This is a genomic window from Gordonia sp. IITR100 (assembly GCF_002009645.1).
Taxonomy (GTDB): domain Bacteria; phylum Actinomycetota; class Actinomycetes; order Mycobacteriales; family Mycobacteriaceae; genus Gordonia; species Gordonia hongkongensis.
In genome coordinates this window covers 33,130-50,165 of record NZ_MVKV01000015.1, presented here as the reverse complement: position 1 = coordinate 50,165, position 17,036 = coordinate 33,130, and the positions used below count along the sequence as shown (strand labels likewise).

General features: G+C 68.4%; 11 protein-coding genes. 6 read left to right on the top strand and 5 right to left on the bottom strand.

Going from position 1 to position 17,036, the window contains the following annotated elements:
- Positions 1-301: 301 nt before the first annotated feature.
- Together B1818_RS18280 and B1818_RS18275 are read left to right on the top strand one after the other, a co-directional pair.
- A complete protein-coding gene (locus B1818_RS18280; protein WP_065629038.1) occupies positions 302-727 on the top strand; it encodes an HIT family protein in 426 nt (141 codons plus the stop codon).
- The gene (locus tag B1818_RS18275; RefSeq protein WP_078113574.1) at positions 724-1,533 is read left to right on the top strand and encodes an NAD-dependent deacylase; all 810 of its coding nucleotides are present in this window, start codon (positions 724-726) and stop codon (positions 1,531-1,533) included. Before B1818_RS18280 ends, B1818_RS18275 begins: the two co-directional genes overlap by 4 nt.
- A gap of 12 nt (positions 1,534-1,545) precedes the next feature.
- Here B1818_RS18275 and B1818_RS18270 read toward each other — a convergent pair whose 3' ends face one another.
- The 3 genes from B1818_RS18270 to B1818_RS18260 all read right to left on the bottom strand — a co-directional run bounded on the left by B1818_RS18270 (position 1,546) and on the right by B1818_RS18260 (position 8,138).
- Positions 1,546-5,727, bottom strand: coding sequence for an AAA domain-containing protein (locus B1818_RS18270; RefSeq protein WP_078113573.1), 4,182 nt, complete (start codon positions 5,725-5,727; stop codon positions 1,546-1,548).
- Positions 5,728-5,832: 105 nt separating this feature from the next.
- Positions 5,833-6,165, bottom strand: a complete 333-nt coding sequence (locus B1818_RS18265) for a rhodanese-like domain-containing protein (RefSeq protein WP_058250009.1) — start codon at positions 6,163-6,165, stop codon at positions 5,833-5,835.
- A 200-nt stretch (positions 6,166-6,365) separates the two neighbouring features.
- Positions 6,366-8,138: a DEAD/DEAH box helicase gene (locus tag B1818_RS18260; protein ID WP_058250008.1), complete on the bottom strand. Its 1,773-nt coding sequence runs from the start codon at positions 8,136-8,138 to the stop codon at positions 6,366-6,368.
- Between the two features lie 236 nt (positions 8,139-8,374).
- Here B1818_RS18260 and B1818_RS18255 point away from each other — a divergent pair, with 236 nt between their 5' ends.
- From B1818_RS18255 to B1818_RS18245, 3 genes are all read left to right on the top strand, one after another.
- Positions 8,375-10,162, top strand: coding sequence for a long-chain fatty acid--CoA ligase (locus B1818_RS18255; protein WP_078113572.1), 1,788 nt, complete (start codon positions 8,375-8,377; stop codon positions 10,160-10,162).
- Positions 10,163-10,231: 69 nt separating this feature from the next.
- Complete coding sequence (opgC, locus tag B1818_RS18250) at positions 10,232-11,533, top strand: OpgC domain-containing protein (protein WP_058250006.1); 1,302 nt, start codon at positions 10,232-10,234, stop codon at positions 11,531-11,533.
- 8 nt (positions 11,534-11,541) lie between these two features.
- On the top strand, positions 11,542-12,711 hold the full coding sequence (locus B1818_RS18245) for a PLP-dependent aspartate aminotransferase family protein (protein ID WP_058250282.1): 1,170 nt from the start codon (positions 11,542-11,544) through the stop codon (positions 12,709-12,711).
- A gap of 56 nt (positions 12,712-12,767) precedes the next feature.
- Here the strand turns inward: B1818_RS18245 and B1818_RS18240 are convergent, their stop codons facing one another.
- Positions 12,768-14,294, bottom strand: coding sequence for a methyltransferase (locus tag B1818_RS18240; protein WP_254859755.1), 1,527 nt, complete (start codon positions 14,292-14,294; stop codon positions 12,768-12,770).
- A 45-nt stretch (positions 14,295-14,339) separates the two neighbouring features.
- Positions 14,340-15,098: an HNH endonuclease family protein gene (locus B1818_RS18235; protein ID WP_254859753.1), complete on the bottom strand. Its 759-nt coding sequence runs from the start codon at positions 15,096-15,098 to the stop codon at positions 14,340-14,342.
- 191 nt (positions 15,099-15,289) lie between these two features.
- Here B1818_RS18235 and B1818_RS18230 point away from each other — a divergent pair, with 191 nt between their 5' ends.
- The gene (locus B1818_RS18230) at positions 15,290-16,975 is read left to right on the top strand and encodes a hypothetical protein (protein ID WP_249145225.1); all 1,686 of its coding nucleotides are present in this window, start codon (positions 15,290-15,292) and stop codon (positions 16,973-16,975) included.
- The last annotated feature ends 61 nt before the right edge of the window (positions 16,976-17,036 follow it).

Below are 17,036 nucleotides of genomic sequence, written 5' to 3'. Positions count from 1 at the left end.
GTCGGCGTGAACGTGACACCAATGATGACACACGAAAGTGAGGGAACCCTCATGTTTGTCGGTGACCTGTCGGTATACCGACCAGTAACCGCGCGGGTAACTTTCGGCACCGTGTCAACCGCCATGGGAAGCGTCGGAAAACCGCCAGGCCAGGCAACATACCCAGGGGTACGCGTGCGCCCGAACTCTCGCTCGGTCAACCGTTATCAAATCGTTATGTGATGTGGGGCACCCTTGCGCGTCGCGGTCCAGCCGTGCCGCAGGCCGAGTGCCCTCGAGACACCCCACTAGAGTCGGCCGCATGAGCAGTTGCATCTTCTGCGCCATCATCGCGGGCACCTCCCCGGGTCGCATCGTCTACTCCGACGACGACGTCCTCGGGTTCCTCGACATCCGGCCCGTGACCCGCGGGCACACCCTCCTCGTGCCCCGGGTCCACTCCTCCGGGCTCGACGACCTCGACCCGACCCTCGGCGCCGCTCTCTTCCGCGCCGGCCAACGAGTCGCCACCGCGATGAAGACCGGACCGGTGTCCGCCGACGGGGTCAACCTGGCATTGAACGACGGCCGCGCGGCCTTCCAGACCGTCTTCCACACCCACCTGCACGTCGTCCCCAGACACGACGGGGACAAGCTGAGTTTCGCCAAGGGCTTCCTCGTCCGCCGCGACCCAGACCCCGACGAGACCGCCGCTGCGGTGCGCGCCGGGATCGAGTCCGTCGGATGACCTTCGCCGACGAGCCCGACCCGGACACCGGGGCCGGGACCCGGATTCCGGACGCGGTGGCCGACCTCGTGCGCCGCGCGGAGTGGATCACGGTGTTCAGCGGCGCGGGTATGTCGGCCGAGAGCGGCATCGCCACCTTCCGGGACGCCCAGACCGGTTTGTGGGAGAAGTTCGATCCCGCCGAACTCGCCACCCCGGAAGCGTGGGCGCGCGACCCCGCACTGGTCTGGGGGTGGTACCGCTGGCGCGCACGCGAAGTATTTGCCGCGCAGCCCAATGCGGGCCACCGCGCGCTCGCCGAACTCGCCACGAGCCGCACCGTCATGATCGTGACGCAGAATGTCGACGATCTCCACGAGAGGGCCGGCAGCGACGTCGTCAGCCACCTGCACGGCAGCCTGTTCGCCCCCCGGTGTTCGGTCTGTGGGACCCCGTACGACGGCCCGGGCGCATTCCCCGATCCCGGCGACACCGGTACCGCACCGGACGACCCGCGCGTCGACCCGCCCACCTGTCCGCGCTGCGGCGGGAGGGTGCGGCCCGGCATCGTGTGGTTCGGCGAAGCACTGCCCGAATCGGATTGGCAGCGAGCGGATCAGGCGTTCCGTGCGGCCGAGGTGGTGCTCGTCGTGGGCACCAGCGGGATCGTCTACCCGGCAGCCGCGCTACCCGAACGCGCGGTGCGCGCGGGCATCCCGGTCATCGAGTTCAATCCGTCGCCGTCCGCGCTGTCCGACATCGTGACCCACAGTCTGCGGATGCCCGCCGCCGTCGGTCTGCCGGCGTTGCTCGCGTCACTCGGCTGACGTGGTGCGGCGTCACTCCCCCGCGGTGAGATCGATCGGCTGCCATCTCCCGGCGTCGTCCGTCGTCTGAACCGCGACGAGCGACCCCGGCTTGCACCCGCGCTCGTCGAGCACGGCGGCGACATGATCGAGCACGCGGTCGGGATCGAGTTCGAACTCCGACTCGCGCACGCGGACGAATTCCCAACCGCAACGGCGCAATTCACGCTCGCGCTCCAGATCCGACCGCGCCTGCTGCGCGGTCCCGGCGAACTCGTCGGCATCACACTCGACGGCCATGCGCGCATCGGCCCCCAACACGACCAGGTCGACGATCCGGTTGTTGACCGTGACCTTCGGGGTCACGTGATAGCCGAGCGCCGCGAGACGGTTGAACACGCGCTGTTCGAGGAGGTTGTCGAACGGGCTCACGCGGCGATCGTCGGGCACGTCGGACGGCATGGCTCCGATCGACGGACCCTCATTGGCGGACACATAGGACAGCAGCGAGGCACGAAGGTCGTTGGGGCGCAACTCGTCGAGTCCGATCGAATGGAACAGCCACAACTGGTCCATGGCCCGGGTGGCCGCCACGTTGACCCGGCGTTGGGACTCCGCGCGGGTCAGCGCGGAGATCGCACCGGCGTCCGAGACGACCATCGACAGGAAGACCACGCGCCGCTCGTCTCCCTGGAAATCCGGGGGTGAGCCGACGCGGATACGCCGCGAGCGCCAGGTGTCGGTGTCGATCGCGGCGCGCAGCGCCTTCTCGATCGTCTCCACCTGCTTGACGCCCTGCAACGCGATCACACCGAAGTCCAGATCGTCGTATGCCGGATCGACCAGACACCCCCGGAGGGCGTCGACGATGGCGGCCGCCTCGGCCTCGTTGCTGATGCCGTTGCCGGTCCCGGTGGCCGTTCCGTCGACCGCGACCGTCCGCAATGGTTCGAGCCGGTCGGAACCGTACTGGCGCACCGGGATCAGCGGCGCGGACCCGTAGAACTGGCGCGACGAGAACTCGATGATCTCGGGCATGGACCGGAAGTGTTCCCGCAGTCCCACGACGTTGCCGAAACGGCTGCGCAACAACGAGAACAGGCTGGACCGCGGCGTCAACCCGTCGCGTAGGTATGTCGGGAGGTCGGGCAGCGTGGCATCGAGTTCGGCGAACGCGGAATCGAGGCTGGTGCCGCTGAGACCGACGGGCGCGCACTGCTTGTCGTCACCGACGACGATCACGCGCGGGGCCAGCCAGAGAAGGAACGCACTGGTGATGTCGGCTTGGGACGCCTCGTCGACGATGACGACGTCGAAGGAGTTGCGGCGCGGTGGGAGGGTCTCGGCCACCTGGCTGATCGACATGATCCAGGCGGGCACGGCGTTGCGCGCCTCGGCCATGGCCTCGCGCGCCGCGCGTCGGAAACGATTGGCATGTTTGCCCGATCCCTTGCCCAGGTTGATCATGTGGTCGCGGTAGGACTGCACGGCCTGCAACTCGCCGGCCGTGGTGCGCGCCAGCACCTCGCGGACGGCGCGCGCAGAGGCCAGCCGGGTGGTGAGGGCCGCGATGTCGACCTCGACGGCATCGAGGTCGGACTGCAGCCGGTCCTCGGCGAACGGATCGCTGCGTTCCTCCGCCCAGGTGTGGGCGAACCGCCACGCCCACGCCGCGCCCATGTCCCGGGCGCGTTCGGTCCAGATCGGGTCCTGCGCGCTCGACCACATCGTCTTCGCGAGTTCGGGTGCCCGGCTGCGCAATCGGAGCCCGAGAAGCTCCAGGGCATTCTGCTCGTCGGCCTCGGCTGCGGCGGCCGCGAACGCGCGCCGCGCGTCTCGGATCGCGACCGGGTCGGCCGTGGCGAGTGCCGAGAGCAGCGCGTCACCCTCCGGCGACGGCCCCTGTTCGAGTTCGGTCGTCAGGCCGTACACGCGGTCGGCGAGTTCCTGTTCGGCGAGGACCGCGTCGTTGGCGGCCGCGACCGATCGCGCCTGATGGGCCACCTCGGCTGCCTCGGCGACGGTGCGTGGTCTCGGGCCGCCGGGGCTGATCGCCTCGAGTTCACGGACGAGATGCTCCCGGCCGGTGAGCAGCCTCGAGATCCACGCCAGTTGGTTGTCGAGGCGGACGAGGTGGTCGAGCTGCGCCGACCGCGACCCCGACGCGTCCACCGGGACGTGCAGGTCCGCCAGGATGCGATGCACCTGATGTACCGCGTCGATGACGGTGAGGTGATCGGCGACCCGGCGCAACGAGGCCTCGTCGCGAGGAGGCCGACCGTCCACGGTGGCCCGCACCGGCGACTCCTCGACCGCGCGCTGCTCGGGCGAACGCCGCAACCGTCCCCGCCACTGACCGCCGTCTCGCAGGAAGTCGGCGGCGGCGTCGAACAACGCGGCGTCGCCGGGCCGCGCCCCGTCGACGACGACCGCATGCGCGCCCAGGTCACGGTCCCGACGAGCGGCCTCGGCGATGACCGGTGACAGCGTCGTCACCCGCGACCAGAGGTGCGCGGCGCGTCCGGCGAGCAGCCGGTCCGCCATGTCGACGATCGGCTCCGGGTACGACGCCACCTCGCCGGAGGCGACGGCGAGTTCGTCGCAGATGTCCTTGATCCGGACCAATCGGTCACTGTCGACCCCGTCGAGCACCGACAGCAGCGTCCCGGCGCCGGCCATCGGCTCGCGGGGCCGCGCGGCGATCCGGGTGCAGATGGAGTCCATCTCCGCCGGCTCGGGCAGGTGGTGGTCGAGGTCGACGAACCGTTGCGCGAGACGCGATCCGGAGCCACCGGTGCTCGCGAGCAGGTCTGCCAGCCGGACGAACTCGGCCGAGTCCAGCGGGGGCACCGCGCCGTGGACCGGCCCGGGCAGCCAGTCGAACGCGGCGGCGTCTGCCCGCACCCGGCGGACGATCTCCGCCGGGGATCCCCGATAGTCCCCCGCGACCCATTCGTGGACCTCGGTCTCTTCCGCACGGAGGTCCCAGAGTTCGCGGAGCAGCTGATCCCGTTGTCGCAGAGCGTGATCGCGGCGCGCGGCCAGGTCGGCGATCTCCGCGTCGGCGACCCCGGGCGTGAACGACGCCTTGCGTTCGGCGAGCTCGGTCACCGCATCGACGATGCCCTCGGAACTGTCCTGGGACACGTCGGCGATCGACACCGTGAGCGCCCGCAGAGCGGGCGGCAGCATGTCCCGGAGCACGTGGAGCGCATGGGCTTTCTCGCTGACGACCAGGACGCGCTGTCCTTTCGCCAGCAAGGCCGAGGTCACGTTGGCGATGGTGTGGGTCTTGCCGGTTCCGGGCGGACCCTCGACCACCACACCGGTGTCGGACCCGAGCCGGGCGAGCACATCGCGCTGTTCGGCATTGGACGGCAGCGGGAACAGCGCATCGGCGACCAGGTCCGCTGGATCGAGGACGCCGGGGGCGCGGAGGGCGGCGAGTCGGTCGGGCGCCTCGATCGGGCGGACGAGCTGGGTCAGTGCGACCGGTACCTCCGACTCCTCGTCCCGCAGGTCGTCGATGATGGCGTCGTAGAACGCGGGGGAACTCCCCACCCCGCGACGGCGGAGGACCACCGCGGGCCGGCTCTCGACCGTCAACGACACACGCTCGGCGTCGACTTCGATCGCCTCGCGCCACTCGGCCATCAGCTCGGAGGTCTTCGGCGACAGCACCGAGGTCTGCGCCGACAGCTTGCCGCGGATCCCGACCGCGCCCGCGAGATCGAGACCGTCGAGAGCAGCGAGCAGATGGGTATCGCGAACTGCGGGAGACGAGCCCGCCCCGAGCGAGAACCGGATCGTGTCGTCCGCGTCGCGGTCGGCGACCAGAACCTGACTGAGGAGATGTTCGCGGACCAATGGGTCGGCGTCAGCGTCTGTCGCGTCCCGCACCGTGACCAGTGCGGACGCGATGACGAGTTCGAGTTCTTCGGGCTCCGCGCCGAGCGCGTCGACCAACGCGGCGAATTCGGCATGGACCGCGCAGGCCCGAGCGGCGTCGGGGTCGTCCGGACCGACCTCGACCACCACCTGGCCCGGCACCGCGTTCGACCGGACGGCGACGGCGGTGGACGGACCGACCCAGACATGGCCGGGGTGGTCGGAGATGTCGTGGACGTCTCCGGAGCGAGACCGGACGAGATCGGCCAGAAACGTCATCAGCCGGGTGACCTGATCGCGCAACGTCTCGCGCGTGTCATCCTGCATACCGATGTGTTCCTCTCGTCGCCGGCGACTCCTACGCTACAAGACGCTGGTCAGAGGAACTCCGTGCCTCCGCGCGGGTCGGCCGGATTCCCGACACCGAGCCGGTCAGCCGACGGAGCTCGAACGCAGCGCGCGGTATCCGCCGTCGACATAGCGCACGTTGGTGTATCCGCACTCGGCGATCTGTTCGGCGATCCGCGGGGCCTCTGAACGGACCGACACCACGGCGATCTCGGTGTCGCGGTCGCGGATCACCGGGAAGGTGCCCGACGGAGTCGGGGTGAACCGCTTCGGCACCTCGGTCGGGTCGACCACGAGGGCACCGGGCAGACTCCCCTGATGCCGAACCACCTGGGGACGCGCGTCGACGACGACCGCGTTCCCCTCGCGGCTGTGATTCATTGCCTCGACTGCCGAAATCGAATTCACCACTGACACCGGTGACTCACCAATCCTGTTGCTCGAATTTGTCCGTGTTCATGCGTTCGCGACGGCCATCGGGTGACGGCCGTGGCGTAATGACCCCCGTCGACCAGGTTACGGAACGATCTCGAATTGACAAGTTTTCTCACACAGCTCTCAGAAGGGCGCAGTCATGCGCTCCTTCTGGTAGGCGATCCGCAGCGGAACCGTCGGGGTCAGGAATGGCGGCCGCGCCCCGCGACACGCGGGGACGGACGCTTACCCCAGTTGTCGCCACGACGACCGTCCCGACCGCCGCCGTGCCCGCCCGCCCCGCGCTTTGCGCCCCCGCGCGTGCGCGGTGCGCCCATGTCCTTGCGGATGTCGATCGGGTTCTTCCCGATCTTCGTGTGCCGCAGCGACGAGAGGGTCTCGTTGTCGAGATCATCGGGAAGCTCGACGAGGCTGAAGTCGTCGCGGATGCTGATGTTGCCGAAGTCGGCACGGGTCAGGCCGCCCTCGTTGGCGATGGCACCGACGATCGCACCGGGCGACACCTTGTGCTTGCGGCCGACGGCGATGCGGTACGTCGCGAAGCTCGCGCCCGGGCGCCGCGGAGCACGCTCACGCTCGGAGCGCTTCTCCGACTGCGGCGGGTCCGGGGTCATCAGGAAACCGCCGTCACGTGTCTCGAGCGCCAGCGCGGCCGCGATGTCGGCCATCGCGACGTCGTTGTCCCGCGCATAGTTCTCGATCAGCCCGCGGAACAGATCCAGGTTGTCCGACGACAGGTTCTGGGTGATCGAGTCGGCGAACTTCGCGACCCGCTGTGCGTTGACATCGTCCACGCTGGGCAGGCCGATCTCGGTCAGCGTCTGCCGCGTGGCGCGCTCGATCGCACGCAGCAGGTGGCGTTCGCGCGGCGAGACGAACAGCAGCGCGTTTCCCGAGCGGCCGGCGCGCCCGGTACGGCCGATGCGGTGCACGTAGGACTCGGTGTCGTGCGGGATGTCGTAGTTCACGACATGCGAGATGCGGTCGACGTCGAGCCCGCGGGCCGCGACATCGGTCGCGACGAGGATGTCGATCGAGCCGTTCTTCAGCTGGTTGATGGTCCGTTCCCGCTGCGCCTGCGCGAGGTCGCCGTTGATGGCGACCGCGGAGAACCCGCGAGAGCGCAGCTTCTCGGCGAGTTCTTCGGTCGCCTGCTTGGTGCGGACGAACACGATCATCGCGTCGAAGGTCTCGACCTCGAGGAAGCGTGTCAGCGCGTCCAGCTTGCGCTGGTGGGAAACCTGGAGATAGCGCTGCGTGATGTTCTGCGCGGTCGCGGTCTTGGACTTGACCGTGATCTCCTGCGGCGAGTTCAGGTACTTCTGCGCGAGGCGCCGGATGGCACTGGGCATGGTCGCCGAGAACAGCGCGACCTGCTTGGTGTCCGGGGTCTCGGCGAGGATGCGCTCGACGTCCTCGGCGAAGCCCATCGTCAGCATCTCGTCGGCTTCGTCGAGGACCAGGAACTCCAGACCGGAGATGTCGAGGGTCTTGCGATCGAGGTGGTCGATGACCCGACCGGGTGTGCCGACGATGACCTGCGCGCCGCGACGCAGACCCGCGAGTTGGACGCCGTAGGACTGCCCGCCGTAGATCGGCAGCACCTTCACCTCGGGCATGTGCGCCGAATACTTGCCGAAGGCCTCGGAGACCTGCAGTGCCAGCTCTCGCGTCGGCGCGAGGATCAGCGCCTGCGGGGTACGCGCGGAGGTGTCGAGGCGGGACAGGATCGGGATGGCGAACGCGGCGGTCTTGCCGGTACCGGTCTGCGCGAGGCCGACGACATCGCGTCCGTCCATGAGCGGCGGGATGGTCGCCGCCTGGATGGGCGACGGGGTTTCATAGCCGACGTCGGTGATGGCCGCGCGTACCCGCGGGTCGATCTCGAGGTCGTCGAACGAGCCGACCTGCGGGTCGGCGGGGGCGTCGTGCTCGCCGTGATTCGAGGTACTCATGCGGCGGAAGTCTCATTCATCGCCCTCAACTGTAATGGCCGTCCACCAGAAAGTCGGCATCACGCCCGGGCGGGGTCGCACCAGCCCCCTGAGCAGGGCACGAGCCACGTTCGGTCACCGGTGTGATGCATCTAACGAATACTGGTACTGTCAGTGCCACTCATCCGGCCATCGGTCCCGGTCACACGCACACCGGTGTCCGGAATGTCCATTTGTTCTCCCGTCTCAGGAGTGCCATGCAGCAGCAGTACGCCACCCCGTCCGATCTGACGATCGACGACAAGGCGACGACCGTCGACACGATCCTGCGCTACCGCGCGGAGCGCCCCACGATGCCGCTCTTCCGCAAGCGCTCGCACAACCAGTGGGTCAACGTCACCGCCAAGCACTTCACCGACGAGGTGGACGCGGTCGCGAAGGGTCTGATCGCCTCGGGTGTGCAGGCCGGTGACCGCGTCGCGATCCTGTCGTCGACGCGCTACGAGTGGACCGTGCTGGACTACGCGATCTGGCGCGCCGGGGCGTGCACCGTCGCGATCTACGAGACGTCCGCCCCCGACCAGGTCCAGTGGATTCTCGAGGACTCCGGCGCCAAGCTGCTGTTCGTCGAGAACCATGAGCACTACACCCGCCATCTCCGGGTCATCGACGAGACGCCCACCCTCAAGGAGACCCTGGTCATCGACGACCACGCGCTCCCCACGGTCACCAAGCGCGGCGCGAAGACCGCCGACGCGGACCTCGACCAGCGTCAGGCGAATGCGTTGTCGTCGGATGCCGCCACGCTGATCTACACCTCGGGCACCACCGGACGGCCGAAGGGCGTCGTCCTGACGCACGCGAATTTCCTCGCCGAGACGGCCGCGACCCGCGACGCGGTCGGCGCCGGTATGCGGGAGGGCAAGTCGACGCTGCTCTTCCTGCCGCTGGCGCACATCTTCGCCCGCGTCGTCGCCGTCGGCTGCGTCGAGAACGGCGTGATCCTCGGCCACACCAACGACCTGACGAACCTCGTCGCGGACCTGGGCGTGTTCAAGCCGAACTACGTGCTGTCGGTGCCGCGCGTGTTCGAGAAGGTGTACAACTCGGCCAAGCAGAAGGCCTACGACGGCGGCAAGGGGTCGATCTTCGACAAGGCCACCGACACGGCGATCGAATACAGCAAGGCGACGGAAGCCGGCAAGGTCGGCCTCGGCCTGAAGCTCCGGCACGCCGTCTTCGACAAGCTCGTGTACGGAAAGCTGCGCGACGCCCTCGGCGGCCAGTGCGAGGGAGCGATCTCCGGTGGCGCTCCGCTCGGTGCGCGCCTCGGCCACTTCTTCCGCGGCGTCGGCATCCCGGTGTACGAGGGCTACGGATTGTCGGAGACCACGGCCGCGGTGACGGCCAACAACGAGGAGAACCAGAAGGTCGGTTCGGTCGGACGCCCGATCCCCGGCGTCACCGTCGCCATCGCCGACGACGGCGAGGTCCTGCTCAAGGGGCCGGTCGTGTTCGGTGGGTACTGGAAGAACCAGTCCGCCACCGACGACGCGATCCGCGACGGGTGGTTCCACACCGGTGACATCGGCACCCTCGACGACGGCTACCTCTTCATCACCGGCCGCAAAAAGGAACTGATCGTCACCGCGGGCGGCAAGAACGTCTCCCCGGCGCAGCTCGAGGACACCATCCGGGCGCACCCGATGGTGAGCCAATGCCTCGTCGTCGGCGACAACAAGCCGTTCATCGCCGCGCTGATCACGATCGACCCCGAGGCCGTGCCCGGTTGGTTGGACCGTCATGGCCTGCCCGCCGACACCCCGATCTCGGACCTGGTCGAGAACGCCGATCTCAAGGCCGAGATCGACGCCGCGGTCAAGGAGGCGAACACCAAGGTCTCCAACGCCGAGGCGATCAAGAAGTTCTCGATCCTGGACACCGATTTCACCATCGACACCGGTGAGCTCACCCCGACCATGAAGCTCAAGCGCAAGGTCATCCACGACGCGCACAAGGAAGCGATCGCCGACCTCTACACCTGAGCGGATCTCTCACGACTCGCCGCGGCCCGGGATGCCCCCGGGCCGCGGCGCTGTCTATCGTGCAAGTCAATGAAACGAGACCTGGCCATCGATGCCACCCGCGGGGTGGCCATCTGGAGCATGATCACCGCGCACTTCGCGCATGAGTCCGTGCTGGCCACCCCGACCCACGCCTTCCCGTACGTCGACGGCATGTCCGCGTTCGTGATGCTCTCGGGCGTCGTGCTGGGTCTGGTCTATCAACGATGGGTCGCTCGCCATGGGCTGGCTTTCGCATACAAGCGTCTTGCCAAGCGGATCGTCGTCCTCTATCTGTGCCAGCTGGCGATCGCCCTCGTCGCGGTCGCGGCCGCCCTGGCCGGTCACCGATGGCTGACACTCCTGCTGCCGGTCGACGGGTGGGGTGACGGCCTGCGCCTGGCGCTGACCATGGATTACCTGCCCAGCGGGGGCAACATCCTGCTGCTGTACATGGTCTTGCTCATCTCCGCCTTCGGGCTGTTCCCCCTCCTGCGTCAGGGCTGGTGGCGCTGGGTGCTCGCCGGTTCGATCGCCCTGTACCTGATCTCGCTGGTCCACTCCCCCGACTGGTTCTATCTGAGCGCCTACCAGGCGGCACCGCACATCCAGAACGTCGCCGGCTGGCAGATCATGTTCGTCCCGGCACTGGTGATCGGCTGGAACTGGTCGCAGTGGCGTGTGACGGAGTTCGTCGACCGCTGGATCATCGCGATCGTCGCCGTCGCGCTCGCGGTGGCACTGTTCTTTCACTTCGGCATCGACTACGGGCCGTGGGCCCATCTCGAACCGGCGGTCGCCGACAAACTCGACTTCCGCCCGGCCCGCGCGATCGGCGCCTATCTGGCCATTCCGGCCGTCTACGGGATCTTCCGACTGTTGCTCAGGTGGTGGCATCACAACTGGCTGCGCCCACTCGTCATGACCGGTACCCGCAGTCTCGACTCCTACGTCATCCAGGCGATCGCCCTCGTCGTGGTGCCGATCCACATCGCACACCGCCCCTGGAACACCGTCACGATGGACGCCGTCGCGCTCCTGGTGTTCGCCGCCTGCTGGGGGTGGGCCGAGTTCCGGTACTTCGCTCACGTCGACAAACTGCACAAACTACCGCTGCGGATGGTCCGGCTCGTGCGTCCGCATCGACCCGACATCGTCCCCGGCCCCGAGCCCGGCGTCCCCACCCCGGAGAGCTCGGACGTCACCCGGGAACCCCGACCGGTCGTCGACGACCTGCCCGGCGTCGACCGGACCGGGACAGCCGAAGACGGGCCAGAACGAGACGGGCCAGTCCGGGCCGGAACAGCGCCGGCCGGGACACGTGCGACCGAGCCGATGGGAGTTCATCCGTGACGGGTGAGATGACACGCAGCGTGCACGCCGGAAACGATTCGTCGGGCCCGTCGGTGCGGACGCCCATCACGATGGCGAACTCGTATCACCTCCCGCCCGAACCCGAGGCGATGAGCTGGTCGGGCACCGAGCAACTGTTCTACACACGCAACACCGGCGCCAATCAGGTTGCGCTGCAGGACAAGCTGGCCGCACTGGAAGAGGCCGACGACGCCGTCGTCCTGGCCTCGGGCGTGGCCGCGCTGCACGCGGTGTTCTTCACGTTCCTGTCCGCCGGGGACCACGTGGTGGTGTCCGACACCACCTACGAGGCCACCTGGAAGCTCTGGTCGGAACTGCTGCCGACCAAGTACGGGATCGAGGCGACCTTCGTCGATGTCGGCGATCTCGACGCCACCCGGGCCGCCCTGCGCCCCAGCACCCGCATGCTGATCGCCGAGACGATCGCCAATCCGACGACGAAGGTCGCCGACATCGGCGCGCTGGCGCAGATCGCCGCCGACGCCGACGCCCTGCTGCTCGTCGACGCCACCTTCACGCCGCCCACTCTGTACCGTCCGCTCGCCGACGGCGCGGACCTCGTCGTCCATTCGCTGACCAAGTACATCAACGGGCACGGCGACGCCATGGGCGGTGCCGTGCTCGGCCGGTCGGAGCTCATGTCGCAGATCCGGGAACAGGCGATGGTCGACGTCGGCGGCGTCATCTCGCCGTTCAACGCATGGCTGATCGCCCGCGGCGCGATCACCCTGCCGCTCCGGTTCGCCCAGCATCAACGCAATGCCGAGCGGGTCGCGGCCTTCCTCGACGACGACCCGCGCATCACCTACGTGCGGTACCCGGGTCTGGCGTCGCATCCCGAACACGACCTCGCGGCACGACAGTTCGGCGGCCGCGGCTTCGGGGCCATGATCGCGTTCGCGGTGCGCGGCGATCCGGCCACCCAGAACCGATTCGTCGCGGCGCTGACGACGATCACCTCGGCGGTGTCGTTGGGACACGACGAGTCACTCATCGTCCATGTCGGCACCGACGGCCCACGGGTCGCGGCCTACCCCGAACCGTTCCGCGAGTGGGGACATCTGCGGTTCTCCGTCGGGCTGGAAGACGCCGACGATCTCATCGCGGATCTCGCCGCGGCGCTCGACGCGACCTTCCCGGCCACCCCCGCTGGTTGAGCCGGCACCGAGCGAAGCGAGGAGCCGTGTCGAAACCACCTCCGCCACAACCCCTCTCAGGTCGCCTCGTAGAGAATCCCCCGGCCGATCGCTTCGCGGACGACGGGCAACGCGGCTTCCGCGAGGGCCTCGGCGTCGACGCCGTGGAAGCCGGCGAGCAGTTCGAGCAGTACGCCCAGCGGGACCTGCCCCCGACTGCCGGCAAGCAGTGCGCGCGAGACCTCGTCGACGCCGAGTACGGCGCCCGGACCACCGGGCCTGCGCACAGTTGCCGACACCTGTTGCCAGCCCTCGTCACCCGGGAGCGAGTGCTCCTCGAGCATGACCGGCGCCACCGAGAGGCGACGGGTCAGTAGCTGCTCGTCCGAGGTCTCCCGCAGGTAGCGTCGTCGCGCCAAGAACGCCTGCGCCTCGTATCCGGTGACTTCTTCACCCGCTCCGGTGATCTCCTCGATCACGACGTCGGCCTCGCGACGCTCGCCCGGCAGTGGGGCGTGGGCGGTGATCGAGCCCATCCCGATGGCGACGATGCCGTTGGCCTCGAACCATTCGAGCCACTCCGCACCTCGCCGCGCGGCGGTCGCCTCGTCCTCACCGGCATCGGACAACCACAGCGACACATAGCTGATGGGGTCGGCGACCTCCCGCTGGACGACCCAGGCGTCGAGTCCGGTGCCGGCGAGCCAGGAGCGGACCCGTTCCGGCCAGTCCTCGCCCTCGCGGATGACCCAGTTGGCCAGGATCTGGGCGGTGCCACCAGGATTCAGATGGGCAGGCAACTCGCGGACGAGTTGCTCGCACAACCCGTCTCCGACGACGCCCGAGTCGCGGTAGATGTAGTCCTGCCCGCCCGCGCCGATGACGAACGGAGGGTTGGACACGATCAGGTCGAACCGCTCCCCCGCGACGGGTTCGAACATGCTCCCCGCCCGCAGATCCCACGACATCCCGTTGAGGCGGGCCGTCGCCGCAGCCAGCGCCAGCGCCCGGTCGTTCGTGTCGGTGGCCACGATCTGCTCGCAGTGCGCATCGAGATGCAGCGCCTGGATGCCACATCCGGTTCCGATGTCGAGAGCTCGGCGGACGGGTTCGCGGATGACGGCCCGGGCCAGCGAGATCGACGCGCCGCCGATCCCCAGGACGTGGTCGCGGGCAACGGGTCCGGGCCGCATCGCGGCGTCCTGGTCGGCGACGACGAGGTAATCGCGGGTGTCGTCTGCGTGCGGCCGGATGTCCAGGCAGGCGCGTACCCGTGAGTCGTCGACGCGTGTCAGTACGCCCTGTGCGACGAGCGAATCGGTGCTGCACGTCGGAAAAGCCTCGGCGATCGCATTTTCCGGTTCGTCCGAACCCAGCAGGAACAGCCGGATCAGGGTCGCCAGCCGCGCGTCTTCGCCGGTGACCTCTCGGGTCACTGCGAGGGCGGGCCACCAGACTCCGCGGACGAGGGCATCGTGGGCGTCGGCGCCGAGCAGTTCGGTCACGCCGTCGTTGTTGTACCCCGCCGACCGTAGATCAGCGCCGAGCGCCGCGACGGTTGCGGCATCAGCGAGTGGTCGGGGTCGTCCCTGGTCCGAGGTCACGGTCTCCACGCTACCGACGACGTGCGCGCCCGCGGCTCGACGGGTTCAGCACGACGCGAGGACCCGACTCATCGCGTCGCGTTCGGCAGGCGTCACCCACAGCCCGTAGATCTTCTTGACCTCGATCTGCCGGCTCACGTAGGTGCACCGGTAGGACTTGTTCGGGGGAAGCCAGGTCGCCGCGTCGCCGTCGCTCTTCTGTTGGTTCACGGCTCCCGACACGGCCTGGAGGTTTCGCGGGTCGTTCGCGAACTCGATGCGCTTGACCGCGGTCCACCCGGCCGCGCCCTTCTGCCAGGCGTCCGACAATGCGACGACGTGGTCGATCTGGACCAGCGCCGAGGTGTCCTCGCCTCGGGTGAACGGCATCGTTGTACCGGTGTACGGGTCGGCCAGTGTGCCGGCGAGCACCCGGCACCCGTCGGCGTGGAAGGTGATGCCGGTGAGGTCTCGCCGCAGGATGTCCTCCCGGGTCCGGCAACCGTTGCGGCCGTACTGCACGTCGACCGCGTCGTCCCATGCCCTACCGAATCGCGACCGTTCATATCCGGTCTTGGGCGCGCGACCCTTCACCTGCAGCGACGCGAGATCGGCCTGTTCACGGCCGGCCGCCGGTGGTGGCATATCGGGTGACACACCAGCCGGCGGTGACGATGGCCCCGTCGTCGAGGGCATGGACTGGGTGCGCTCGGATGAGGGGCGCTCGAGGCCCGGGGCGGGTTCGACGTCGACGCACGACACGAGCGCCACGGCGACCGGCACCGCGGCGAGTACTCCCGACAACCATGCCGCTCGACGCCTCACCCCGGAATCGTTGCACGGCGCGCCGACATCCCCGTTCGCCGACCCGGTGCGCGGGTTCTCGCCGCGCACCTTAAGCTTCGTTCGACTAACTTTCCCTTCGCGGACTGCTGTGGTCACGCACGACGCCGCCGCGGCGCACGATCGCCGGCGGTGTCGCCGGGTCATCGGACGACTATTCGGGTAGTGGGTGCATGAGTTCAGGTCGGGGCAATGCGGCGCGGGGTGTACCGCCATGGGTTCTGCGGATGATCGCCGTGTTCACACTGGCGATGTCGTTGCCCACACTTGCCGGCGGGTCGGGCACCGCCGCGGTGCTCGGCAGCCCGGCACCCTTCTCCGCGTCACCCCTGCGTGCGACGCCGGTCCACGAACTGACTCCGACCGTCGACCCGGAGACCGAGACCTACCCTGAACGACTCGAGCGCATCGAGACCCTGACGCGCCCGCTGCTGCCGACGCCGAAATCATTCGAAGGCGTCGAGACACGCTGCGCGAGCGGTGATTTCACGACCCTTGCAGTGGTGTACGACTCGATCTTCGATGCGGTGTACGACATCCTGCCGCCATCTATGCACGCGTCGGCCCGGGCAAGTCGGATAGCGGCGCACCGCGACATGCGGCGCCTGCACATCTCGACCCTCGCCGTCACCGAACATCCGCTGACCCTCGGGGCGGACGACGACGATCCCGCACTCGACTACCGCGACCCGATCTCCCAACTGCTCGTCTCGAACCTCCTCAAGATCCGCGACGGCCGCCACACCGAGGCGATTCCGCTCGGGAACATCACCGTCATCCAGGCAGTGGAGACGGTGTGGCTCTACATGTTCACCACCGTCCTGGTCCCGGCACGGCTCCTCATCGGCTCGGCACCCGACCTCGGGAGCCCGTTCGCCGGGACCGAGGCCGACGGCCTCGCCCAGTTCGTCACCTACAACTGGCTCATCACGGCCTTCGTCTTCTCGTCGGAATTCGCGGTGAAGGCCCTGTTGCGGGCCACCGCGAGAACGGTCCTCGAGCAGTGCCTCGCACGCGTCACCGATGAACAGCGCGCCCTCGCCGGACGCGCGAGCGACACCGTGCATTTCGACATCCCCATCCCGCCGATGGTGGCCGAGATCGCCGAACACCTCGCACTGGCGGATGTCGAGACGTGTACGCCGATCGGGTCGCTCACACTCGGCCGGTTGGTGCGGTATGTGTCTGCGCAGGCGCAGGAGAACAACCCCGCCGACGCACCCCGCATCCGGGCCGAGACCACCAGAATTCTCGGTGCCATGCGCGGAATTCGCATTCACCACAACCTCATTCCGCTCGACCCGGCGGAGGACCGCTCCGTCGGCGAGTTGGCGGCGTCGTTGTTCGGTTCGCTGATCCCGATCTTCGGCGGGGCGCCGCTCGACATCCTTCTCGGCATCGGGCACAACATCGGCCACGGGGCGGACCCATGGGAGACCGTGTCGCTCGACGAGCTCACGGTCAGCAAACCGATCACCGCGGCGCATTATGCGTACAAGCTGGCGCTGCATTTGATCCGGGAAGTAGGCAATGTCATCGAGCCGTCGATCGTCGGTGACAGCCCGCTACGACCCACCAGACTGCTCGTCACGGTCCTGGGCCTGCCGATGACCTACGGACTGGTGACCGCGCACCACGTAATCCGGTCGATGTGCCTACGCGTCGACGACACGACGGGCAGCGGACTCGGCGCGGAGGCCAATCGGCGGACGACAACCGACTCGACTCCCCGCATCAAGCCGACGCGAAAGCCGGAAGCCTCCCGGTCATCGGCGTCGAGAACATCGGAACCGTCACGTCCGGAAGAATCCATTCGCCATCCCGAACCGCCCCGATTCGCCATTCCCGGCCGCGATTGACTCCGTGTTGCGCATTCGGTAATCGCGATGTCGGACGATTCGCCCGAGAATCCCGACACCG

What these genes read in the sequence shown, in the direction of transcription:
- B1818_RS18280 (WP_065629038.1), top strand. Translation starts at nt 302, where the DNA reads ATGAGCAGTTGCATCTTCTGCGCCATCATCGCGGGCACCTCCCCGGGT.
- B1818_RS18275 (WP_078113574.1), top strand. Translation starts at nt 724, where the DNA reads ATGACCTTCGCCGACGAGCCCGACCCGGACACCGGGGCCGGGACCCGG.
- B1818_RS18270 (WP_078113573.1), bottom strand. Translation starts at nt 5,727, where the DNA reads ATGCAGGATGACACGCGCGAGACGTTGCGCGATCAGGTCACCCGGCTG.
- B1818_RS18260 (WP_058250008.1), bottom strand. Translation starts at nt 8,138, where the DNA reads ATGAGTACCTCGAATCACGGCGAGCACGACGCCCCCGCCGACCCGCAG.
- B1818_RS18255 (WP_078113572.1), top strand. Translation starts at nt 8,375, where the DNA reads ATGCAGCAGCAGTACGCCACCCCGTCCGATCTGACGATCGACGACAAG.
- opgC (WP_058250006.1), top strand. Translation starts at nt 10,232, where the DNA reads ATGAAACGAGACCTGGCCATCGATGCCACCCGCGGGGTGGCCATCTGG.
- B1818_RS18245 (WP_058250282.1), top strand. Translation starts at nt 11,542, where the DNA reads ATGACACGCAGCGTGCACGCCGGAAACGATTCGTCGGGCCCGTCGGTG.
- B1818_RS18230 (WP_249145225.1), top strand. Translation starts at nt 15,290, where the DNA reads ATGAGTTCAGGTCGGGGCAATGCGGCGCGGGGTGTACCGCCATGGGTT.